Annotated in this window: 11 protein-coding genes; 7 read left to right on the forward strand and 4 right to left on the reverse strand. The window is 68.1% G+C overall.

The features are described 5' to 3' along the window. The first annotated feature begins 317 nt into the window (after positions 1–317). Positions 318–2717: a penicillin acylase family protein gene (locus EJB06_RS19450; protein ID WP_126075681.1), complete on the forward strand. Its 2400-nt coding sequence runs from the start codon at positions 318–320 to the stop codon at positions 2715–2717. A gap of 80 nt (positions 2718–2797) precedes the next feature. Here EJB06_RS19450 and EJB06_RS19455 read toward each other — a convergent pair whose 3' ends face one another. From EJB06_RS19455 to EJB06_RS19470, 4 genes are all read right to left on the reverse strand, one after another. Beyond that, positions 2798–4903 carry a putative bifunctional diguanylate cyclase/phosphodiesterase gene (locus tag EJB06_RS19455; RefSeq protein ID WP_126075682.1) on the reverse strand — a complete coding sequence of 702 codons (2106 nt, stop codon included), beginning with the start codon at positions 4901–4903 and terminating at the stop codon, positions 2798–2800. A gap of 2 nt (positions 4904–4905) precedes the next feature. Further along, a complete protein-coding gene (locus EJB06_RS19460) occupies positions 4906–7800 on the reverse strand; it encodes a response regulator (protein ID WP_126075683.1) in 2895 nt (964 codons plus the stop codon). A 186-nt stretch (positions 7801–7986) separates the two neighbouring features. Next, entirely contained in the window at positions 7987–8214 is a 228-nt protein-coding gene (locus EJB06_RS19465) for a YbdD/YjiX family protein (RefSeq protein ID WP_126075684.1), read from the reverse strand. After that, positions 8211–10283, reverse strand: a complete 2073-nt coding sequence (locus EJB06_RS19470; protein WP_126075685.1) for a carbon starvation CstA family protein — start codon at positions 10281–10283, stop codon at positions 8211–8213. The genes EJB06_RS19465 and EJB06_RS19470 overlap by 4 nt, the downstream gene beginning before the upstream one ends. A gap of 208 nt (positions 10284–10491) precedes the next feature. Here EJB06_RS19470 and EJB06_RS19475 point away from each other — a divergent pair, with 208 nt between their 5' ends. The 6 genes from EJB06_RS19475 to EJB06_RS19500 all read left to right on the forward strand — a co-directional run bounded on the left by EJB06_RS19475 (position 10492) and on the right by EJB06_RS19500 (position 23841). After that, positions 10492–11865 (forward strand): cache domain-containing protein, encoded by a 1374-nt coding sequence (locus EJB06_RS19475; protein WP_126075686.1) that lies wholly within the window; start codon positions 10492–10494, stop codon positions 11863–11865. A gap of 7 nt (positions 11866–11872) precedes the next feature. Beyond that, the gene (locus EJB06_RS19480) at positions 11873–12505 is read left to right on the forward strand and encodes a response regulator (protein WP_126075687.1); all 633 of its coding nucleotides are present in this window, start codon (positions 11873–11875) and stop codon (positions 12503–12505) included. 119 nt (positions 12506–12624) lie between these two features. Further along, positions 12625–13806 (forward strand): HDOD domain-containing protein, encoded by a 1182-nt coding sequence (locus EJB06_RS19485; RefSeq protein ID WP_126075688.1) that lies wholly within the window; start codon positions 12625–12627, stop codon positions 13804–13806. 1 nt (position 13807) lies between these two features. After that, complete coding sequence (locus EJB06_RS19490) at positions 13808–15835, forward strand: putative bifunctional diguanylate cyclase/phosphodiesterase (protein WP_126075689.1); 2028 nt, start codon at positions 13808–13810, stop codon at positions 15833–15835. A gap of 163 nt (positions 15836–15998) precedes the next feature. Continuing rightward, positions 15999–19847 (forward strand): calcium-binding protein, encoded by a 3849-nt coding sequence (locus EJB06_RS19495; protein WP_126075690.1) that lies wholly within the window; start codon positions 15999–16001, stop codon positions 19845–19847. A gap of 148 nt (positions 19848–19995) precedes the next feature. Further along, positions 19996–23841 (forward strand): calcium-binding protein, encoded by a 3846-nt coding sequence (locus EJB06_RS19500; RefSeq protein ID WP_126075691.1) that lies wholly within the window; start codon positions 19996–19998, stop codon positions 23839–23841. Positions 23842–23956 lie beyond the last annotated feature (115 nt).

Here is a 23956-nt window from a genome sequence, read left to right on the forward strand (position 1 = left end):
CATCGTCCTTTCCATCTCCGCCTGCGCCGCGGCGGCCCTTTGCTGCGGCGTGGTGCAGCCCGCGAGCAAGAGCGCGCCGAACAAGACCGTCATCAACTGTCGCATCGCAATCTCCTTTATGCGCGGCCGCTTGGCGCGCGGCCGCGTCGCCTTGATCCAGCTTAAGAGGACCGTCGGGCAGGGGCGTGATCCATATCAAAGCGCTCCGGGGAACCACTTCGTTGTTCTAGTCTCATCATGGTCGGGCCGCCAACAATGTTTGCGCCGTGCACGATTTTTCTGGCAAGATGCTTTGCGAAATCAATCCGGGGAGAGTTATGCGTACGCGTGGAATCAAAGTCTGGTCGTTGCGGCTGCTGGTCGGCCTTCTTGTCCTGCTGGTGCTCGCCGCGCTCGCCGTGTGGCTGTACCTGCGCGCCAGCCTGGCCCGGCTCGATGGCGAGATCAAGGCGCCCGGCCTGTCGGCCCCGGTGACTGTCGCCCGCGACGAGCGCGGCGTGCCGCTGATCAGCGGCGATCGGCGCGCCGACATCGCCTACGCCACCGGCTTCGTGCACGCGCAGGAACGCTTCTTCCAGATGGACCTGCTGCGCCGCGTGGGCGCCGGCGAACTGTCCGAACTGTTCGGCGCGCGCGCCTTGCCGCGCGACCGCGCCAACCGCCTGCACCGCTTCCGCGCGCGCGTGGCCGCCTCGCTCACGCTGCTCAATCCCGCCGACCGCCTGCTGCTGGAGCGCTACGTGGCTGGCGTCAACGCCGGGCTGAATTCGCTCAGCGCCAACCCGTTCGAGTACGCCCTGATCGGCGTCAAGCCGCGCCCGTGGAGCGTGGAGGACTCGCTGCTGGTCGTGTGCGCGATGTACTTCGACCTGCAAGGCACGGCCGAACCGCGCGAACTGACGCGCGGCTGGATCCGCGAGCGCAGCGACGCCGCCCAACTGGCCTTCCTGCTGCCCGAGGCCAGCAAGTGGGACGCCCCGCTCGACGCCGCCGGCGTCGACTTCACACAAGCCCCGATTCCGCCCGCGCCGCCGGCGTGGTGGGGCAAGCCGGGCAAGCCGCAGGCGAACAAGCTGGCCTCGGTCGACTTCATCGATGCGGTCGGCAGCAATAACTGGGCCGTGGCGGGCAGCCGCAGCAAGGATGGCGCGGCCATCGTCGCCGACGACATGCACCTGGGCCTGTCGCTGCCGAACATCTGGTACCGGCTGGCGATCCGCTACCCGGACGCCAAAGGCGCGCCACGGCGCATCGTCGGCGTCACCCTGCCGGGCGCGCCGCCGGTCATCATCGCCGGCAGCAACGGCCGCGTGGCCTGGGGCTATACCAACAGCTACGCCGACCTGCTCGACCTGGTGATGCTGGGCCAGGACGCCCGGCGCGCGGGCGAATTGCGCACGCCCGCCGGCTGGGAGAAACCGGCCACCGTGGTCGAAACCATCCTGGTCAAGGGCGCGCCCGCCGAGCGGATGACGGTGCAGGACACCTCGTTCGGCCCGGTGCGCGACGCCGGCGGCAAGCCGTACGCGATCCACTGGCTGGCGCATGCGCCGGCCTCGCTCAACCTGCATCCGATCCGGCTGGAGACGGTCGACACGCTCGATGAAGCGCTGGCGGTGGCCGCCACCATCGGCATCCCCTCGCAGAATTTCGTCGGCGGCGACGACAAGGGCAATATCGGCTGGACCATCTCGGGCGCGCTGCCGCGCCGCAGCCAGCCCGGTAGCGGCGCCACCTTCCCGCTGCTCCTCGACGGCGGCCAGGCCACCTTCGACGGCGCGCTGGCGCCGAGCGATTATCCGCGCGTGGTCAATCCGCCCGGCGGCCAGATTTCGACCGCCAACAGCCGCCAGCTGAACGGCCCCGGTGCCCGGATTCTCGGCGACGGCGGCTTCGACATCGGTGCGCGCAACCGCCAGATCCGCGATGCGCTGGCCGCGCTCGGACCGCGCACCGATGTCGCGGGCGTGTATGGCGTGGCGCTCGACGACCGCGCGCTGTTCATCGCGCCGTGGCGCGCGCGCGCCATCAAGGCGCTCGATGCGGCGGCGCTGCAGGGCAAGCCGCAGCGTGCGCAGTTCCTGGAACTGTTGAACAAAAGCTGGAGCGGGCGCGCCAGCGTGGAGTCAAGCGGCTACCGCCTGTCGCGCCACTTTATGTGGGCGCTCGGCGACCTGCTGTTCGAAGGGGCCGATGGCGAACTGGCGCAGATTCATCCCAAGTCGAAGGTGGCGCTGGCCACCCCGCGCTGGCCGGAGGTAGTGGCGCGCCTGCTCGATGAACAGCCGGCGGCCTGGCTGCCGCCGGGGCATGCGAACTGGCAGTCGGTGCAGCTGGCCGCCATCGACCGGGTGATCGCCGAGCTGGCGGCCGAGGGCCTGCCGCTGGACAAGGCCACCTGGGGCGAACGGAATACGGCCGCCATCGCGCATCCGATTGCCGCCGCAGTGCCGTTCCTGGCCCGCTGGCTCAGCGCGCCGCCCGACATGCTGCCCGGGGATGCCCACATGCCGCGCGTGTCGGGCCGAAATTTCGGCCAGTCCGAGCGCATGACGGTGTCGCCGGGGAGGGAAGAGCAGGGCGTATTCAATATGCCCGGCGGGCAGAGCGGGCATCCGCTGTCGCCGTATTTCCTCGATGGCCACGCGGACTGGGTGAGCGGGAAGCCGACGCCCTTGCTGCCGGGGGCGGCGCGGCATACCCTGACGTTCAAATGACAGCCGTCGCCCCCCTGGCCGGGGCCGACGGATAAAGGCAGGCAGGTGCGGCGGTGCGATGCCGGTCTGCGCGGGCGATGCTACTTCATCGCCAGCGCCAGTGCGCCGACTTTGTTGAGCATCAGCGTGATCGACTCGTGCGGCGAAGGGTGTCCCAGGTAAAAGCCCTGCACCAGGTCGCAGCCGTATTCTTCCAGCAGCACCAGCTGTTCGTCCGTCTCCACCCCTTCGGCGACCACCACCATCTTCAAGCCATGCGCCATGGCGATGATGGCGCGCGTGATCGCGGCATTCTCGGAATCCTGCGGCAGCCCGCAGATGAAGCTCTTGTCGATCTTGAGCGCGCGCACGTCGAAGCGCTTGAGGTAATTCATCGACGAGTAGCCGGTGCCGAAATCGTCGATCGACAGGTACACGCCGATCCCGCGCAGCTGCTCCAGCGTCGCCAGGGTGGCCTTGGCGTCGTCCATCAGCGTGCCTTCGGTCAGTTCCAGTTCCAGCATCTTCGGATCGAGCCCGGAATCGTGCAGGGCCGAGAGCACGATCTGGGTCAGGTTTTCATCCTTGAACTGCTTGGCCGACAGATTGACCGCCATGCGGATCGCGCGCCCCGTGGCCTTTTGCCACGACCTGGCCTGGTTGCAGGCGGTGCGCAGCACCCATTCGCCGATCGGCACGATCAGCCCCGTTTCCTCGGCCAGCGGAATGAACTCGGTCGGCGAGATGATGCCGCGCTCCGGATGGCGCCAGCGCACCAGCGCTTCCACGCCGACGATCCCGGCCGAGGACACATCGATCTGCGGCTGGTACAGCAGGTAGAGTTCTTCGTTCCTGAGCGCCTTGCGCAGGCCCACTTCGAGCTTCACGTGGCTCATGATCTGCATCGTCAGCGAGGAACTGTACAACTTGGCGTTGTTCTTGCCGCAGTTCTTGGCGTGGTACATGGCGGTGTCGGCGAACTTGAGCAGCGAATCGCAATCGTCGCCGTCTTCCGGGAACAGCGAGATGCCGATGCTGGCGGTGACGAAGATCTCGTGCCCTTCGATCAGGAAGGGGCGGCGCATCGCTTCCTTGACCCGGTGCGCCACATTGAGCGCGTTCTCGACCCGTTCCAGGTCGGGAATGAGGATCGTGAATTCGTCGCCGCCCAGGCGCGCCAGGTTGTGCGACTGGTCGCCGCGCGAGACCAGGTCGCTCGGGCGGATGGTTTCGCGCAGGCGCTCCGAGACGATCTTGAGCAGATGGTCGCCCACGTTGTGGCCCAGGGTGTCGTTGATGCGCTTGAAGGCATCGAGGTCCATGAACAGCACCGCGAATTTCTTCTTGCCGACCTTGGAGCGGTGCAGTTCGCGCTCCAGCGTTTCGAGGAAGGCCTGGCGGTTCGGGATGCCGGTCAGGCTGTCGCAGTAGGCCAGGCGGCGGATCTGTTCTTCGGTGCGGCGCCGTTCGCTGATATCGCGCACCAGGCCGAGCACTTCGTCGGGACCGGTGGCGACCAGGCGCGCTTCGAAGTGCTGCGCGATGCCGAAGCTGAGCAGCTCATATTCGACCGAGCGCACATGCTGGGTATCGAGCACGCAGTGCATCTGTTCGAGCAGGCGTTCGGCGATGTCGCGCGGGAGCACGTCCGTGATGTGCTTGCCCACGCAGGGCTCGGACGGCATCGCGGCCGAGGCGTCGTGGCCCTGTTCGTAATCGAGATACACGCCGTCCTTGCCGAGCCGGAAAAAGGTGTCGGGAATGGCTGCCAGCACCGCGCGGTTGTGGGCGTCGGCAATGCGCAGCCGCACGATGGCGTCGCTGGCGCGCAGCACGTACAGCACGCGGTGCCCGAGGATCGGCCAGTTGATCGGCTTGGATACGAAGTCGGTGGCGCCGGCTTCATACGCGTTGGTGACCGCTTCGATGTCGTCGCCGCCGGTGACCATGATGATCGGCACCGGCGCGCCGGTCTCGATGCGGCGGATTTCGCGGCAGGCCGAGAAGCCGTCCATGTTCGGCATGTCGACGTCGAGCAGGATCAGGTCCGGCGCCACGCTCTGGAACAGCGCCAGCGCCTGGCGGCCGTCCTCGGCTTCGATCGCGTCCAGTCCGACCTGGCCGAGCATTTCCAGCATCAGCAGGCGCATGACCGGATCGTCGTCCGCCACCAGGACGACGCCGCGTTTGATTGGGGTAGCAGCCATGATTAATGTTCCTTCTCTAGGAGGGCATTGAGCGAGTGGCACACGGCCTGGAATTCCCGCTCCATGTCGGTAAGGATGCCGGACGCGCCTTCGGTGGTGTCGGTGCGGCCCAGCGTTTCCATGTCTTTGCACATCTGCGCCAGCGTTTCGGCGCCGACGTTGGCGCTGCTCGATTTGAGGCTGTGCGCGATCTTGCGCAGGTTGCCGGGATCGACGCCGGCAATCGCCTGGCGCAGCGTGTTCAGGTGCTGCGGGGTGTCGCCGACGTAGGCCGCGACCACGCGCTGCACCAGCGCGTCGCCGCGCTCCTTGCTCAGCGCGCGGATGTTTTCGAGCGCGTGGCGGTTGATCACGTCGCGCTGCGGCGCGCCCTCGCGCAGCACGGCGCCGTGCGCGGGCGCCACCAGCGCGGCGGAGGGCCGCTGCGCCGAAGGCGGCGGCGCTGGCGGCGCCGGCGGCGCCGGGCGTTCGTCGTGCTGGGCGCTGGCCGGCAGCGGCAGGCTGATCCAGCGTCCCAGCACGGTCGCCAGTTCCTGCTGCGTGAACGGTTTGCTCAGGTAGTCGTCCATGCCGGCCGCCAGGCAGGCTTCCTGGTCGCCCTGCAGCGCGTTGGCGGTGATGGCGATGATCGGCAAGGTGCGCGCGCGTCCGCATTCGCGTTCGTGGCGGCGGATTTCGGCGGTGGCGGCAAAGCCGTCCATCACCGGCATCTGGCAATCCATCAGCACCACGTCGTAGCCGTCGGTGCGGGCGGCGGCCAGCGCTTCGGCGCCGTTGCGGGCGCAGTACACGCCCAGGCCGAGCGAGTCGAGCATGGCGGTCGCCACTTCGACGTTGACCGGATTGTCCTCGGCCAGCAGCACGCGCTGGCGGCGCAGCTTGCGCCCGCCCGCCGCGGCCGGCGAGCGTGGCGGCGCCAGCGGGGCGGCGGCCAGCGCGCTGGCCGGCTTGCCGCGCGGGCGCGTCATGATGCATTCGAACAGGTCGGCCGCGCGCGCCGGCTTGATCAGCTGGTAGGCCACGCCGGCGTCGCGCCGCTGCACCGGGTCGGCCGCCAGGCGGTTGTCGCTGATGAGCATGATGCGGGTGGCGCTGGTGGCCGGGTCGCCCTTGATGCCGGCCGCCAGCGACAGGCCGCTGGTGCGCTGCAGGTCCATGTCGATGATCGCCACTTCGTACGGGCGCCCGTTGCGCGCCGCCTCCAGCAGGCGGTCGACCGCGTCCGCCGCCGAGACGGCGCTGTCGCTGGCCACCTGCCACTCGGCCAGCTGGCGTTCCAGGCTGGCGCGGCTGGCGGGCTGCTCGTCGACGACCAGCACGCGCATCCCTTCGCTCATGCGCAGGCTGGCGTCGAGCATGTTCGGGTCGACCCGGCGCTTGTCGAAGCTGACCGTGAACCAGAACACCGAGCCCTGGGTCTGGGCGTTCTCGACCCCGATCTTGCCGCCCATGAGTTCGACCAGCTGGCGCGAGATGGCCAGCCCGAGGCCGGTGCCGCCGTACTTGCGCGTGGTCGAACTGTCGGCCTGCGAAAAGGCGTCGAAGATCCGGCTGCGCGCCTCGCGCGAGACGCCGATGCCGGTATCGTGCACCTCGAAGCGCAGGCCGACGCTGGCGCCGTCCTCGGTTTCGACATCGACCCTGGCCAGGATCTGGCCGCGGTCGGTGAACTTGAGGGCGTTGCCGATCAGGTTGGCCATGATCTGGCGCAGGCGGTTGGGGTCGCCGCAGATGGCGATCGGAATATCGTTGGCGATCGCGAAATCGAGCGCGATCCCCTTGGCCTGCGCTTGCGGGGTGTAGATGGTGTTGATGTCGTCCAGCAAATCCCACAGGTTGAAATTGATGTATTCGATCGACAGCTTGCCCGCTTCGATCTTGGAAAAATCGAGGATGTCGTTGATGATTACCAACAAGTGCTCGCCGGAACGCTTGACCAGCTTGGTGTAGTTGCGCTGGGTCTCGTTCAGCGCGGTGCCGAGCAGCATTTCGGTCATGCCGAGCACGCCATTCATGGGGGTGCGGATTTCGTGGCTCATTGTGGCCAGGAAGGCGCTCTTGGCGCGGCTGGCGGCTTCGGCGGCATTCTTGGCCTTTTCCAGCTGCTCGGTGCGCACGCTGACCTGGCGTTCGAGTTCGTCGCGGTGGTGGGTGAGGGCGGCGCCGCGCCCTTCGATCTGGGCCAGCATGGCGTTGAAGCTGTCGATCAGCGAGCCCATCTCGTCGGTGCGCTCGTGGGCGATGCGCAGGTTGTAGTTCTGGCTGGCCGAGACCTTCTGCGCCGCGTGGATGAGTTTGGCGACCGGGTCGGCGATGCTGGCCTTGAAGCGGCTCGCCAGCATCAGCGACATCAGCAGCGAGCCCCCCATGGCGCACGCGATGATGCCCAGGCTCTTGAGGATGTCGAGCCACATCAGGGTCAGGTCGGCTTCGATCATGACGATGCCGACCTGGTAATTGGCGTTGATGATGGGGCGGTACAGGCGCATGCGGCTGGACCAGAAGCGGCTGCCCTGGCGGCTCGCTTCGGCCAGCACGTCTTCGTCCAGGTTCATCTCGGGCGCGCTCGCTTCCGGCTCGGCGTGGCCGGGGCGCACATAGCGGGCGAACAGCTTGCCCTTGCGGTCGAACAGGACGGCGCTGGAAATTTCGACCTTGGCCTTGAGCGCGGACAGGGTGGCGCTGGCCTGGTCGCGGTCGTTGAACATCAGCGCATCGACGCTGTTGGTGCCGATCACGCCGGCAAAGGAAGACAATTGCATGCCTTCATCCTTGCGGTGGCTGAGCACGGAGGTGACGGCGAAGGCGATGAAGACGAAGAACAGGGCGGTGCCGGTCGACAGGAACGAGATGATCGTCAGTTTCTTGTTCAGGCTTGAGCGTTCGAAGTTCAGCATGGTGGGACGGCCCGGCAAAAGAAATCAATGTCCGGGAAATGTGTCCCGCAGGAAAAATATACGGGCATTGATTCGGGCCGGCTTTGATAAGGAACAAACGTGACGGGACAGTGTCAAAAAAAGCGACACGCGCTGGCACAAAGAACGAAGGGGACGCCGCAGCGTCCCCTTCTTCCTATCCGGCCCTCAGCAACATCCGCCGCGCTTGCCCGCGCCGCCGTAGCGCGCTTCCTGGCGCTCGCGGAAGAATTCTTCGTAGCTCATCATCGGCTGGCCCGGATGGGTCGCCTCCATGTGCGCCACGTAGGTGTCGTACTCGGGCAAGCCGACCATCAGGCGCATGCTCTGCCCGAGGTAGCGGCCGGCCTGGGCCAGTCCGCGCCCGGCCTCCGCCAGGTTGCCGAACAGGCTCATGCCGGCGTGGCCGCGCCAACCGCGTTGGCCACGAACGGGGTTTCCATCGAACTCGGGGCGGCATCGGCGCGCGCCTTGAGCACCGTGCGCGCCCCGAAGAACAGCACCGACAGCACCACGAACATGAAAAAGCCCGCCAGCGAGGCATCGAGGTAATCGTTGAACACGATCTGGTGCATCTGCGCCATCGACTTGGCCGGCGCCAGCACCACGCCCTGGTCGATTGCGGCCTGGAATTTCTGCGCATGGGCCACGAAGCCGATCCGCACGTTCTCGTGGAACATCTTCTGCCAGCCGGCGGTCAGGGTGCAGGCCAGCAGCCAGGCGGTCGGCACCATGGTTACCCAGGCGTATTTGGCGCGCTTCATCTTGAACAGCACGCAGGTGGCGAGGATCAGGGCGATGCCGGCCAGCATCTGGTTGGCGATGCCGAACAGCGGCCACAGGGTGTTGATGCCGCCCAGCGGATCGACCACGCCCTGGTAGAGGAAGTAGCCCCAGGCCGCCACGCACAGCGAGGTGGCGATCAGGTTGGCCGGGATCGATTCGGTGCGCTTGAGCGAGGGCGCAAAGGTGCCCAGCAGATCCTGCAGCATGAAGCGTCCGGCGCGGGTGCCGGCATCGACCGCCGTCAGGATGAACAGGGCTTCGAACAGGATCGCGAAGTGGTACCAGAAGGCCATCATGGCCTGGCCGCCGATCACGTTCGACAGGATGTTGGCCATGCCCACCGCCAGGGTCGGGGCGCCGCCGGCGCGCGAGACGATGCTGCTTTCGCCGACATCTTTCGCGGTCTGGGTCAGCATCTCGGGGGTGATGTAAAAGCCCATCTGCGACACCGCCGCCGCCGCCGATTCGGCCGTCGTGCCCAGGATCGCGGCCGGGCTGTTCATGGCGAAGTAGATGCCCGGCTCGATGGTCGAGGCCGCCACCAGCGCCATGATGGCCACAAACGACTCCATCAGCATCGCGCCGTAGCCGATGAAGCGCGCGTGCTGTTCGTTTTCGATCATCTTGGGCGTGGTGCCGGACGAAATCAGGGCGTGAAAGCCCGATACCGCGCCGCAGGCGATGGTAATGAAGAGGAAGGGGAACAGGCTGCCCGACCAGACCGGGCCGCTGCCGTCGATGAACTTGGTTACGGCCGGCATCTTCAGGTCCGGGGCGACGATCAGGATCCCGACCGCCAGGCCGACGATGGTACCGATCTTCAGGAAGGTCGACAGGTAGTCGCGCGGCGCCAGCAGCAGCCACACGGGAATCACGGAGGCGACAAAACCGTAGCCGATCAGCATCCAGGTCAGTTCGGTGCCGGTAAAGGTGAACATCGGACCGAGCAGCGCGTGTTCCTGCACGTACTGGCCGCCGATAATGGCCAGCATCAGCAGCACGAAGCCGATCAGCGACACTTCGCCGATCCGCCCGACGCGCACGTAACGCGAATACACGCCCATGAACAGGGCGATGGGAATGGTGGCCATCACGGTGAAGCTGCCCCACGGCGAGCCGGTCAGGGCCTTGACCACGATCAGCGCCAGCACGGCCAGAATGATGACCATGATCATGAAGGTGCCGAGCAGGGCGATGACGCCCGGAATGTCGCCCAGTTCGGATTTGATCAGGTCGCCCAGCGAGCGGCCGTCGCGCCGCGTCGAGATGAACAGGATGATGAAATCCTGCACCGCCCCGGCCAGCACCACGCCGGCCAGGATCCACATCATGCCGGGCAGGTAACCCATCTGCGCGGCCAGCACCGGGCCGACCAGGGGGCCGGCGCCGGCAATCGCCGCGAAGTGGTGGCCGAACAGCACATATTTATTCGTCGGCACATAGTCGAGGCCATCGTTGAATTTCTCGGCCGGGGTCTGGCGCCTGGGGTCGAGTCCCAGCACTTTGTCAGCCAGAAAGTAGCTGTAGAAGCGGTAGGCGATCAGGTAGACGCAGACGGCGGCGGCGACGATCCAGATTGCATTGATGGCTTCGCCGCGCTTGAGGGCGATGTAGCCCAGCGCGCAGGCGCCGAAAATCGATAGCGCAGCCCAGCCGAGCTGGCTTGACAGACGTTTCATGGTGACTCCTCCAAGGGTTTTTTTTATGTTCGGCCGGTCGCAGCCGGCTCGATCGACGCAGAGCGTGGCCCAGTATCGAACGGGCTTGTCCGTGCGGCAAGCGCAGCACTACGCAGAACCCTACGTGGTACTACGTAGCACGCGGGCGCGGCGCCGTCGTAGAATCGTGACTTGTTCACAACGCCGTCAATGGCAGGCCGGGCGCTCCATGAAGTTAAGGCAAAAGGTCATCTTTCTCGCGATTACGCCGCTGATCCTGGCGCTGTGCACGATCGCGCTGTTCGTGCGCCACCAGGCCATCACCCTGGCCCAGCAGCAGCGCGACACCATCCAGCAGGCCTGGCTGGCCAGCAAGGAGGCCGAACTGAAGCATTACGTGGACCTGGCGGCGCGCTCGGTGGCGCACCTGGCCGATTCCGGCAAGCGCGACCGGGCCACCCTGGACGAAGCCAAGCGCATCCTGTCGACCCTGAGCTATGGCGACGACGGCTATTTCTTCGTCTACGATTTCCAGGGCAACAGCCTGATGCATCCGCGCCAGCCGGAACTGGTGGGGCGCAATCTGTGGGAGATGCGCGACGTCAACGGCGAACCGACCATCCAGCGCCTGCTCGCGCGCGCCAGGAACGGCGGCGGGCTGCAGCGCTACATCTGGGCCAAGCCCTCGGCCAACAAGGCGGCGCCCAAGCTCGGCTATGTGATCCCGATGGACAACTGGGGCTGGATGCTGGGCACCGGCATCTACCTCGACGACGTGGACGCCGCCCTGGCCCAGATCGACGCCCAGCAGTCGCGCAATATCCAGGGCACCATGCTGTGGATCGCCGTGCTGGCCATCGTCAGCGCCCTGGTGGTGGCCAGTTCCGGGCTGGCCCTGAACATCAGCGAGCTGCGCGTGGCCGACGCCAAGCTCAAGGTGCTGGCCCAGCGCGTGGTCGAGTCGCAGGAGCAGGAGCGGGCGCGCCTGTCGCGCGATCTGCACGACGGCATCAGCCAGTGGCTGGTCTCGATCAAGCTGCAGATCGAGGCGGGCGTGATCCGCCTCGGCGGCGATGCCGCCCAGCAGCAAAAGGCGCGCGCCAGTTTCGAGCACACCGCAAGCCAGCTCAACGATGTGCTGGGCGAGGTGCGGCGCATTTCGCACAATCTGCGCCCGGCCATTCTCGACGACCTCGGCCTGGCCGCCGCACTCGACCACCTGGCCCACGAAGCGACCCAGAACAGCGCGCTGCCGGTGCGTTTCCTGGCGCGCGGCAGCACCGACGGCCTGCCCGACGTGGCCAACACGGTGCTGTTCCGCATCGCCCAGGAAGCGCTGACGAATATCGAACGCCATGCCGGCGCGCACCAGGTCGAGATCACCCTGGCGCGCGCCGGCGCCACCGTCACGCTGACGGTGGCCGACGACGGCGCCGGCTTCGACGCGGCCGGGGTGGCGATCCACCCCAAGCGCGGCATCGGCCTGCGCAACATGATGGAAAGGATGGACGCCATCGGCGGCCAGCTGGCCATCACTTCCTCCGCCGCCGGCACCTCGGTGCAGGCCTCGGTTCCGCTTCCCCCCAGCGCCGCGCGCGCATGACCGATATATGACAGATACCCCGATTCACATCCTGCTGGTCGACGACCATCCCCTGGTGCGCGACGGCCTGCGCGCGCGCCTCGAAGCGGTGCCGCACCTGCGCGTGGTGGCCGAAGCCGATGGCGCCGAAGACGCGCTGCGCCAGGCCGGCGAGCACGGCGTCGAGCTGGTCCTGATGGACATCAATATGCGCGGCATCAGCGGGATCGAGGCCACCGCGCGCTTCCGCCAGCAATTCCCCGCCATCGCGGTGCTGATCCTGTCGATGCACGACAAGGTCGAGTACGTCAGCCAGGCGATGCAGGCCGGCGCGCGCGGCTATGTGCTCAAGGATGCGCCCGGCAAGGACATCGTGCTGGCCATCGAGACCGTCATGGCCGGCGGTATTTACTACAGCGCCGCGCTGGCGCGCCAGCTGGCCCGCCCGCTGGTGCAGGACACGCAGTTGTCGGTGCGCGAACAGGAAGTGCTGCAGCACCTGGCGGGCGGGCAATCGAACAAGCAGATCGCGCGCGCGCTCGACCTGTCGGTGCGCACGGTGGAGACGCACCGCCTGAACATCAAGCGCAAACTGGGCATCGAAGGCCAGGCCGAGCTGATCCGGTATGCCGTGCAGCACGCACGTTTCGAAGGAAGCTAGTATCCTTCTGCTTGCATGCGGAATAATGATGACGGACTGCTAACGCTCAGGCCAGGAAGTGGTTGCTTCCAATCATTATCTCAACTAAGATTACCGAACCCACTTTTTCAAAGATGCCGATGGCTGCCTCCGATACAACACCGTTCCCGTTGGTAGAGATGCAAGCGGCGGCGAATGCGCAAAACGAGTGGCTGGCGCTGACCGTGCGCGTCGGCGGCCCGGACCAGGGCGCCGCCCTGCAGCAGGTGTTCGGCGCGCCCGACCTGCTGACCGCCATCGCCCCGCTCGACTGCATCGTGCCGCTGGCCTCGCCCGCCATCCTGGGTGCGCCGCTGCTGGCGCTGATGCCGCCCAGCCGCGTCATCTTCGCCATCGATGCCGGGGTGCTGGCCGACCAGGCCCTGGTCAAGCAAACCGAGGCGCTGCACGAGGCCGGCTACCGCGTGCTGCTCGACGGCCAGTCGGGCGAGGGCCTCAGGCTGCCGCCCACCTTGCGCGCGGTCGCGCTCGATTGCAGCGCGGGCCTGCCCGTGGCGCGCGGCGGCAAATACCAGGTCTTGTCCCTGTTCGGCCCGCACCTGGCGTATGGCGTGGACAGCGCCGTGCGCTTCGCCGATTGCGTCGAGGCCGGCTTCGAATGGCTGGCCGGCGACTGGCCGCTGCATCCGGCGCCCAACGCCAAGCCGCACGACGGCACCTCGCGCAAGCGCTTGCTGGCCTTGCTCGGCCTGCTGGCGCGCGACGCCGAATCGCGCGAACTCGAACAATTGCTCAAGCAGGATCCGGCCCTGTCCTATCATCTGCTGAAACTGGTCAACTCGGCCGCCTTCGCGCTCAGCACCCAGATCACCAGCTTCGGCCAGGCCATCAACCTGCTCGGCCGGCGCCAGTTGCAGCGCTGGCTGCAACTGCTGCTGTACGCGCGCCAGCAGCCGGACGGCATGGCCAATCCGCTGCTGCCGCTGGCCGCCCTGCGCGCGGCCCAGCTCGAATCGCTCTGCAAATTGCAGGGCGGCGAGCGCGAGGACCAGGACATCGCCTTCATGACCGGCGTGTTTTCCCTGCTCGACGTGCTGTTCGGCATGTCGATGGAAGACATCGTCGGCGCGCTCGGCCTGGCGCCGGCCGCGGCCGAAGCCCTGCTCCTGCGCGAAGGGCGCCTGGGCGAACAGTTGCGCCTGGTCGAACAGCGCCTGCCGGCGCCCGGGCAGCTGGCCGCGCTCGGCATCGACCACACCCAGTGGTGGCAAAGCCAGCTGCACGCCTATCACTGGGCGATCCAGGTCGGCAGGAACCTGTAGGATGCAGGCAAGCTCCGCGACCGACTTCCTGACCAGTAGTGCCGCCCTGTGCGCCGCCGTGCTCAACCTGCGCGGCGACCAGCTGACGGCCGAACTCGGGCGCATCGCGCGCGCGCTGCTGGCCAGTCCGCACGGCAGTTTCCTCGCGCAAGGACAGGCGGACGGCGGCGCCGGGCACCAGCTCGCCTGCGAGGTCGCCAGCGGCGGCACGCGCTTCGGCCGCTTCGTGGTCGGCGGGCGCGCCGCCTACGACGAGCAGGATGCGCGCCTGCTGGCCGGCCTGGCCGGACTGGCCGCCAGCCTGCTGCAGGTAAACGATTTCGCGCTGCGCTCGACCCAGGCTTACCTCGACCTGGAAGCGGAGCTGTCGCACCAGGCCCAGATCCTCGACCAGATCCACGAGTCGGTGCTGACGATGGACCAGACCGGCTACATCACCAGCTGGAACAAGGGCGCCGAGCGCCTGTTCGGCTACAGCGCCCAGGAAGCGGTGGGGCGCAACATCCTGTTCCTGTACGCGGAGGAAGACACCGCCTTCCACGATGCCTTCGTGGAGCAGGGCGGGCGCATGATGGAAGTGCGGCGCCGCAAGAAGTCGGGCGAGGTGTTCTGGGCCAGCCTGTCGCTCTCGCCCCTGCACGACCGCGAGCAGCGCCCGGTCGGGCTGATCGCCTACCTGACCGATATCACCGAGCGCAAGCACGCGGAAGAACGCCTGCACCACCTGGCCTACTACGACGCCCTGACCGGCCTGCCCAACCGCAGCCTGATGGCCAAGCTGGTCGACCAGGCCCTCAGCGCGGCCCAGCGCAAGGGCGCCACCGCCTGCATCCTGTTCGTCGACCTGAACCGCTTCAAGATGTTCAACGACACCCTCGGACGCGCCACCGGCGACGAGCTGCTGCGCCAAGTGGGGCAGCGCTTCAAGCAGGTGCTGCGCGAGCAGGACGTGGTGGCGCGCCTGTCGGGCGACGAATTCGCGGTCGGCCTGTTCGACATCCGCGAGCATTTCGAAGCGACCACGGTGGCGCACAAGCTGCAGGCGGCCCTGGTCGAACCCTTCCTGATCGAAGGGCACGACCTGCGCGTGGGCGCCAGCATCGGCATCAGCGTCTATCCGCAGGACGGGGGCGACGCCGAAGCCCTGCTGCGCCTGGCCGACATCGCCATGGCGCGCGCCAAGCAGGGCAACGACGGCGGCGGCGACAGCGTCGCTTTCTACAGCCACGACATGAACCAGGGCATGCAGGAGCGCATGCGCCTCGAATCGGGCCTGCGCCAGGCGCTGGCCAACGGCGAATTGCTGCTGCACTTCCAGCCCAAGTTCGAGATCCGCACGCGCGCCATGGTCGGCGCCGAAGCGCTGGTGCGCTGGCTGCATCCGCAGCGCGGACTGGTGCCGCCGGCCGACTTCATTCCGCTGGCCGAGGCGACCGGCCTGATCGTCCAGCTGGGCGAATGGGTGCTGGAAGCGGCCTGCGCCCAGGCCGCGCAATGGCAGGCGGCCGGACTGCCGCCGTTCCGCCTCGCGGTGAATGTCTCGGCGCGCGAGTTTTCGGCCGCCTTGCCGGCGCGCGTGAGCGCGACCCTGGCGCGCTACCAGCTCGATCCGTCCTGGCTGGAACTGGAAATCACCGAGAGCACCCTGATGCACGACATCGAGCGCGTGATCGGCATCATGGACCGCATCACCGCGCTCGGCGTGAGCCTGTCGCTGGACGACTTCGGCACCGGCTACTCCAGCCTGTCGTACCTGAAACGCTTCCCGATCGACACCCTGAAGATCGACCGCTCGTTTACCACCGGCCTGCCGTTCGACAGCAACGACTGCGCCATCGCCAGCACCATCATCAGCATCGGGCGCCAGCTGCGCCACAAGGTGATCGCCGAAGGCGTGGAAACGCCCCAGCAGCTCGAATTCCTGCGCGACGCCGGCTGCGACGAAGTGCAGGGTTACCTGTTCTCGCGCCCGCTGCCGGCGGCCGCCTTCGAAAGCGCGCTGCGCGCCGGCTGGGCCGGCCCGGGCTGAGCTTTTTTCCTGCGCCAGGATGTGCATCCGGGCTGGCGCCGGCGCGCGCCGCCCTTGTCGCAAAATGTTACATTTTCTTTAATTTTATCATCTGTACATTCCTATCGGGCGCGGGCATGATGGATGTTGGACGCCTTCCACCAACATCCTTCCCGGGACCGACATGACTACTTCCAGCGCCATCACCGAGCAGCACGCCGACCTCATCCGCAACGTCATCCTCCAGTCCGGTCCCGGCGCCACCCTGGCCGCCGCCGGCCAGAATCTGCAGGGCGGGCGCGGCAGCGATTCGCTGTACGCATCGGAGCTCAACGACACCATTTCCGGCAATGGCGGCTCGGACCGGATGTGGGGCTATGGGGGCGACGACTACATTACCAGCAACGACCCGGACGACGACTCGCCTGCCGGGTACGACGACCTGTTCGGCTTCGACGGCAACGACACTCTGCTGGGCGGGCGCGGCAGCGATAACCTGAACGGCAATTTCGGCAACGACTTCGCCGATGGCGGCGCCGGCAACGACCAGCTGCGGGGCGAACTGGGCAACGACACCCTGCAGGGCGGCGCCGGCCACGACACGCTCAACGATTACGAAGGGCGCGACCTGCTGACGGGCGGCGCCGGGGTCGACCTGCTGTATTCCGAACGGGGCGGCAGCAGCCTGCTCGACGGCGGCGCCGACAACGACGTGCTGCTGGGCGACGGCCAGGACACCTATATCGGCGGCGCCGGCGCCGACCGCCTCAACATCCGCACGCGCGCCGCCGAAGCGGCGGGCACCACCGTGGCCGACGGCGGCGAGGGCAACGACCTGTTCAGCGTGGCCTTCCTCAACCAGGGCACGGCGCGCGTGAGCGGCGGCGGCGGGAGCGATGTCTACCTGCTTGAGCGCGAGAGCGGCCCGGCCGGCTACACCGTCACCGATTTCGCCGCCGGCCCCGGGGGCGACCGGATCGACGTCAGCAAGCTGCTGGCCGGCGTCGACCTGTCCCTGGGCGACCCGTTTTCCAGCGAACGCGGCTACCTGAAACTGGTGCAGGACGGGGCCGACACCCTGCTCCAGTTCGACGCCGACGGCGCGGCGGGCACGGCGTCCGCCTTCCGGACCGTGCTGCGGCTCGAGGGCGTGGCCGCCGGGTCGGTGGCGCCGGCTGTTTCGGCCAGCGTGCTCACGCCGGAAGGCATCGACGTGGGCGAGACCTTGATCGGCGACGGCCGCATCGATGACATTGCCGGCTCCCACCTGAACGACCGCTACGAGAGCAATGGCGGCGCCGACACCGTGCAGGCCGGTGCGGGCAACGATACCCTGTCGGGCGGCGACGGCGCCGACTGGCTGTTCGGCGAAGAGGGCGACGACCGGATCGACGGTGGCGAGGGCGACGACCTGGTGTCCGGCGGCGCAGGCTCGAATATCGTGCTCGGCGGCGCAGGCAACGACACGCTGTCGACCGACTACGCCGGCGACAGCCTGCTCGACGCCGCTGATGGCAACGACATCCTGAGGTTGGGCGGCTGGACGTCCCTCAGGTTCGGCACGGTGCAGGCCCTGGGCGGCGCCGGCGACGACAGGTTCGAAATCGGCGACGGGCCGCCGGACGTGATCGTGAATGCGAGCGGCGGCAGCGGAAGCGACACCTTCCGCCTGTCGCTGTATGGCATACCTGAAAGCACCGCGAACGTGCGGCTGACCGACTTTGCGGCGGGCGCCGGCGGCGACCAGCTCGACCTGTCGCTGTCGGGCCTCTGGTGGGATTACAGCGGCAACCCGTTCGGCGTCGACGGCTACCTGCGCCTGGAACAGCGCGGCGCCGACACGGTACTGCGCCATGACAAGGACGGCGCGGCCGGCGCCGCGTATGCCCTGATGGACGTGCTGACCCTGCGCAATGTCAGCGCGAACAGCCTGACCGCCGCCAATTTCAAGCAGGGCTACGATCCCGCGGCCGGCTTCTTCAGCCGGGTGCTGACCGGCACGGCCGGCGCCGACAGCATCGAAGGCGATGCGCGCGCCGAACACCTCATCGGCCTGGACGGCAGCGACACCCTGCTCGGCGGCGCCGGTGACGACCTGGCCGAAGGCGGCGCCGATGGCGACCTGCTGCAAGGCGGCAGCGGCAACGACAGCGTCTTCGGCGGCGCGGGCGACGACACGCTGGCCGGCGAAGAGGGCAACGACAGCGTGGTGGGCGGGGCCGGCCGGGATGTCCTGACCGGCGGCGCGGGCGACGACGTGCTCCACGGCGACGCCGACGACGACCTCCTCACCGACGTTGTCGGCAACAACCTGCTGACGGGCGGCTATGGCAACGACCTGATCGTCACCACCGGCAGCGGCAGCGACACGGTCGACGCCGGTTCCGGCGACGACACCGTGGCCGGCGGCGCCGGCGACACGCTCGACGGCGGCCCGGGCAACAACCGCCTGCTCGCCGATTTCACCGGCGGCGCCAAAGGTACGGTGCGCCTGGTGGGCAGCTCGGGCGACGACCTGTTCATCTTCGGCCCCGCGCTGGCATTCCAGGACGTCATCGCCAGCGATATCGGCTACGGCGGCAACACCTATGCCTTCGCGCCCGGCAGCCATGCCGGCCAGGTCACCATCACCGACTTCGATCTGGACAATGCCAGCGACGTGATCGACCTGGACGCGCTGATTCCGCAGGTCGCGGCCAATTACGTCAGCAACCCCTTCGGCGCGCTCGGCTACCTGCGCGTCGAGCAGCGCGGCAACAGCACCGTGCTGCAGTTCGACGAGGACGGCGCCGCCGGCAGCGCGGCAAGTTTTCGCACCATCCTCACGATCGACGGCGTCACGCCCGCCCAGCTCAACGCCAGCCACATCGCCGGCGGCATGAATCCGAACGGGTCGGAAGATGGCATCGACATGTGGGGTTCGCACTACAGCGAGACCATCAACGGCGGACGCAGCAACGACACGCTCGACGGCGGCTGGGGCGATGACAAGGTCTACGGTTTCCAGGCTGACGATCTGCTCAAGGGGAGTTTCGGCAACGACACGCTGTATGGCGGCGTGGGCAACGACCGCCTCGAAGGCAATGACGAGAACGACCTGCTGTTCGGCGAGGATGGCGCCGACAGCCTGGCGGGCGGCGAGGCGGACGACAAGCTCGACGGCGGTACGGGCAACGACGCGCTCGACGGCGGTAGCGGGCTCGACCTGCTGGAGGGCGGGCAGGGCGATGACGCGCTCGACGGCGGCAGCGGCAACGATACGCTGGACGGCGGCGACGGCGCCGACCTGCTGCGGGACGGCGATGGCGACGACCGCCTCGACGGCGGCGCCGGCAACGACGAGCTGAGCGGCGGCGACGGAAACGACATCCTGCGCAGCGGCGCCGGAAACGACACCGTCAACGGCGGCAACGGCGACGATGCGCTGTTCGCCGACCAGGGCGACGACGTGCTCGACGGCGGCGCCGGCAACGACACGCTCGATGGCGGCAGCGGCAGCGTGCAGCTCAACGGCGGCAACGGCAACGATGTGCTCAAGCTGGGCGGCAGCGGCAACAGCGGCCTGTTCGGCGGGCGCGGCGCCGACCTGATCGAGATTACCGGAACACAGCAGGCGCTGGCCGGGCGCGTGGTCGCCTCCGGCGGCGAGGATGCCGACACCATCGTCTTCACGCGCGCGGCGCTCGACAACACCGCCGTCAACGCCAGCGGCGGCGCCGGCGTCGACACCTACGTGCTGCGCGGCGAAGGGCGCCTGGGCAGCCTGTCGGTCAAGGATTTTAGCGCCGGCGCGGGCGGCGACCGCATCGACCTGCGCGGCCTGGCGGCGCCGGCCGGGGTGCTCGAGTTCGTGCAGAGCGGCAGCGCCACCCTGGTGCGCTTCGACGCCGACGGCGCCGGCCCGCTGGCCGCCGCCACCCTGATGACCCTGCAGAACGTGGTGGCCGACACCCTGACGCCCGACAATGTGCTCGCTCCCGGCGCGCCGCTGGAACTGGTCGGGCTGGCCAGCGACGCCTACCTGATCGGCTGAGACGAGCGGCGGCGCGGCGCCAAGGCGGTCGCCGCTGTCACAGCTTGTTACAAAGAGATTAATTTTACCTTCTGTACATCCGTATCGGGTAAAGGCATGATAATGTTGATAATATTGCCGTCACCGTAACATCACTCACAGGAACCAGATGAGCACTTTCGACGCCAGCATTGCCCACCCCGCCGGCCTGACGGGCAACAATGTCATCCAGATGAATGCCGGCACCACCCTGGCCGGCCGCGAGCTGCAGGGTTCGGGCGGCGACGACACGCTGTATGGCTCCGAACTGAACGACACCATTTCGGGCAATGGGGGCTCGGACCGGATGTGGGGCTATGCCGGCGACGACTACATCATGAGCAACGACCCGGACGACGACTCGCCTGCCGGGTACGACGACCTGTTCGGCTTCGACGGCAACGACACCCTGCTGGGCGGGCGCGGCACGGATAACCTGAACGGCAATTTCGGCAACGACTTCGCCGATGGCGGCGCCGGCAACGACCAGCTGCGGGGCGAACTGGGCAACGACACCCTGCAGGGCGGCGCCGGCCACGACACGCTCAACGATTACGAAGGGCGCGACCTGCTGACGGGCGGCGCCGGGGTCGACCTGCTGTACTCCGAACGGGGCGGCAACAGCGTGCTCGACGGCGGCGCCGACAACGACGTGCTGCTGGGCGACGGCCAGGACACCTTTATCGGCGGCGCCGGCGCCGACCGCCTCAACATCCGCACGCGCGCCGCCGAAGCGGCGGCCACCACCCTGGCCGACGGCGGCGAGGGCAACGACCTGTTCAGCGTGGCCTTCCTGAACAAGGGCACGGCGCGCGTGACCGGCGGCGGCGGAAGCGATGTCTACCTGCTCGAACGCGACAGCGGCCCGGCCGGCTACACCGTCACCGATTTCGCCACCGGCCCCGGGGGCGACCGGATCGACGTCAGCAAGCTGCTGGCCGGCGTCGACCTGTCCCTGGGCGACCCGTTTTCGGGCGCGCGCGGCTACCTGAAACTGGTGCAGGATGGCGCCGACACCCTGCTGCAATTCGACGCCGACGGCGCCAAGGGCACGGCGTGGGCCTTCAAGACCGTGCTGCGGCTCGAAGGCGTGGCCGCCGGCGCGGTCGCCCCGGCCATCTCGACCAGCTTGCTCACGCCGGCCGGCATCGACGACGGCGAGACCATCGTCGGCGGCAGCCGCAACGACAGTTTCTCCGGCTCGCACCTGAACGACCGCTACGAAGGCCATGGCGGCAACGACACCATCTCGTCGGGCGACGGCCACGACACCCTGCTCGGCGGGGATGGCGACGACACCTTGTACGGCTTCAATGGCAACGACTTGCTCGACGGGGGCGAGGGCAACGACTATCTGTACGGCGGCGTGGGCGCGAATACCCTGCTCGGCGGCGCGGGCAAGGACATGCTGTCGGTCGACTACGCCGGCGACAGCCTGCTCGACGGCGGCGATGGCAACGACGAGTTGAGCGTCGGCGGCGGTTACCAGCCCACCAAGACCGGCACCTTCCAGGTGACCGGCGGCGCCGGCGACGATATCATCCATATCGGCGAGGGAGCGCCGGAGGTGACGGTGAACGCGAGCGGCGGCAGTGGGCGCGATACCTTCAAGATGTGGACGTACGGCGGGCCCGAGACCAACCCGCGGGTGACGGTCAGCGATTTTTCGGCGGGCGCCGGGAACGACCTGATCGACCTGTACCTGGGCGGCTCCTCGTGGGGGTATAACGGCAACCCCTTCGGCAGCGACGGCTTCCTGCGCCTCGAACAGCGCGGCGCCGACACCGTCCTGCGCTACGACCGCGACGGCGCGGCCGGCAGCGCCGGCGCCTTCATCGACCTGATGACCCTGCGCAACGTCGTCGCGACCAGCCTGACCGCCGCCAATTTCAAGCAGGGCTACGATCCCGCGGCCGGCTTCTTCTCCCGGGTGCTGACCGGCACGGCCGGCGCCGACAGCATCGACGGTGACGCACGCGCCGAACACCTGATCGGCCTGGCGGGCAGCGACACCCTGCTCGGCGGCGCCGGCGACGACCTGGTCGAAGGCGGCGCCGATAACGACCTGCAGCAAGGCGGGGACGGCGACGACAGCGTCTTCGGCGGGGCCGGCGACGATACCCTGGCCGGCGACGGCGGCAAGGACAGCATCGTGGGCGGCGCCGGCAAGGATGTCCTGACCGGCGGCGTGGGCGACGACTACCTGAGCGGCGACTATGACGACGACATCCTTACCGATATCCAGGGAAACAACGTCCTGCTCGGCGGCTCCGGCAACGACCTGATCGTCACCACCGGCAGCGGCAGCGACAAGGTCGACGGCGGCGACGGCGACGACACCATCACCGGCGGCGCCGGCGATACGATCGACGGCGGCTGGGGCGGCAACCACGTGTTTACCGATTTCACGGGCGGCGCCAAGGGCACCGTCAACGTGAAGGTCGCTGGCGACGACGTGCTCACGTTCGGCAGCTCGCTGGCATTCCAGGATGTCGTCGTCAGCGGCGGCGAGTTCGGCGGCAACACCTTCGCGTTCGCCCCTGGCGCCCACGCCGGGCAGGTCTATATCGGCGGCTTCCGTCTCGACTACGGCATCGACCGGATCGACCTGGACGCCCTGATTCCGCAGGTGGCCGCCAATTACACCAGCAATCCTTTCGGCGCGCTCGGCTACCTGCGCGTCGAGCAGCGCGGCAACAGCACCTTGCTGCAGTTCGACGCGGACGGCGCGGCCGGCGGCGCAGCGGGCTTTCGCACCATTCTGACCATCGACGGGGTGGTCCCCTCGCAGCTGAACGCCAGGCACATCGTCGGCGGCATGAACCCGAACGGCTCCGAGGATGGCATCCATCTGACCGGCATGCACTACGACGAAGTGCTGGACGGCGCGCGCAGCAACGATGTGCTCGACGGCGGCTGGGGCCACGACAAGCTGTATGGTTTCCTGGGTAACGATCTGCTCAAGGGCAACTATGGCAACGACACGCTGTACGGCGGGGCGGGCAACGATACCCTCGACGGCGAGGTCGATAGCGACACCATGTACGGCGAGGATGGCGACGACAGCCTGGTGGGGGCATCCGGCCACGACGTACTCGACGGTGGCGCCGGCAACGACGTGCTCGACGGCGGCAGCCTGCGCGACACGCTGCGGGGCGGCCTGGGCGACGACCTGCTCGACGGCGGCACCGAGGAGGACACGCTGGACGGCGGCGACGGCGCCGACATCCTCAAGGCCGGCGATGGCGACGACCACCTCGACGGCGGCGCCGGCAACGACGAGCTGAGCGGCGGCGAAGGCAATGACATCCTGCACGGCGGCGCCGGCACCGACACCGTCAACGGCGGCAACGGCGACGATGCGCTGTTCGCCGACCAGGGCGACGATGTGCTCGAAGGCGGCGCCGGCAACGACACGCTCGATGGCGGCAGCGGCAACGTGCAACTGAACGGTGGCAATGGCAACGATGCGCTGAAGGTCGGCGGCAGCGGCTACAGCGGCCTGTTCGGCGGGCGCGGCGCCGACCTGATCGAGATTACCGGAACACAGCAGGCGCTGGCCGGGCGTGTGGTCGCTTCCGGCGGCGAGGATGCCGACACCATCGTCTTCACGCGCGCGGCGCTCGACAACACGGCCGTCAACGCCAGCGGCGGCGCCGGCGTCGATACCTACGTGCTGCGCGGGGAAGGGCGCCTGGGCAGCCTGACGGTCAAGGATTTCGCGGCCGGCGCGGGCGGCGACCGCATCGACCTGCGCGGCCTGGCGGCGCCGGCCGGGGTGCTGGAGTTCGTGCAGAGCGGCAGCGCCACCCTGGTGCGCTTCGACGCCGACGGCGCCGGCCCGCTGGCCGCCGCTACCCTGATGACCCTGCAAAACGTGGTCGCGACCAGCATGAGCGGCGATAACGTGGTCCATGTCGGCAGTGCCCCCGTAGAACTGATTGGCGTGCCGGCGGCGGACTTCGTGCTGGGTTGATCGAAGCGCCAGGAAAGAACCGTCGCCACGCGCCTTGTCCGGTAAAGGCCGTGGCGATGTGCGTTCCGGCACTGGCGGCGGAACGGCGCATCATGGCGATCCGCACCCGGCGGAT

Source organism: Massilia atriviolacea, from assembly GCF_003953935.1.
In the GTDB taxonomy this organism is placed as follows: domain Bacteria; phylum Pseudomonadota; class Gammaproteobacteria; order Burkholderiales; family Burkholderiaceae_D; genus Telluria_A; species Telluria_A atriviolacea.

Bases quoted from the DNA above. Each gene is read 5' to 3' on its own strand.
- EJB06_RS19450 (WP_126075681.1), top strand. From the start codon at position 318: ATGCGTACGCGTGGAATCAAAGTCTGGTCGTTGCGGCTGCTGGTCGGC.
- EJB06_RS19455 (WP_126075682.1), bottom strand. From the start codon at position 4,903: ATGGCTGCTACCCCAATCAAACGCGGCGTCGTCCTGGTGGCGGACGAC.
- EJB06_RS19460 (WP_126075683.1), bottom strand. From the start codon at position 7,800: ATGCTGAACTTCGAACGCTCAAGCCTGAACAAGAAACTGACGATCATC.
- EJB06_RS19465 (WP_126075684.1), bottom strand. From the start codon at position 8,214: ATGAGCCTGTTCGGCAACCTGGCGGAGGCCGGGCGCGGACTGGCCCAG.
- EJB06_RS19470 (WP_126075685.1), bottom strand. From the start codon at position 10,283: ATGAAACGTCTGTCAAGCCAGCTCGGCTGGGCTGCGCTATCGATTTTC.
- EJB06_RS19475 (WP_126075686.1), top strand. From the start codon at position 10,492: ATGAAGTTAAGGCAAAAGGTCATCTTTCTCGCGATTACGCCGCTGATC.
- EJB06_RS19480 (WP_126075687.1), top strand. From the start codon at position 11,873: ATGACAGATACCCCGATTCACATCCTGCTGGTCGACGACCATCCCCTG.
- EJB06_RS19485 (WP_126075688.1), top strand. From the start codon at position 12,625: ATGGCTGCCTCCGATACAACACCGTTCCCGTTGGTAGAGATGCAAGCG.
- EJB06_RS19490 (WP_126075689.1), top strand. From the start codon at position 13,808: ATGCAGGCAAGCTCCGCGACCGACTTCCTGACCAGTAGTGCCGCCCTG.
- EJB06_RS19495 (WP_126075690.1), top strand. From the start codon at position 15,999: ATGACTACTTCCAGCGCCATCACCGAGCAGCACGCCGACCTCATCCGC.
- EJB06_RS19500 (WP_126075691.1), top strand. From the start codon at position 19,996: ATGAGCACTTTCGACGCCAGCATTGCCCACCCCGCCGGCCTGACGGGC.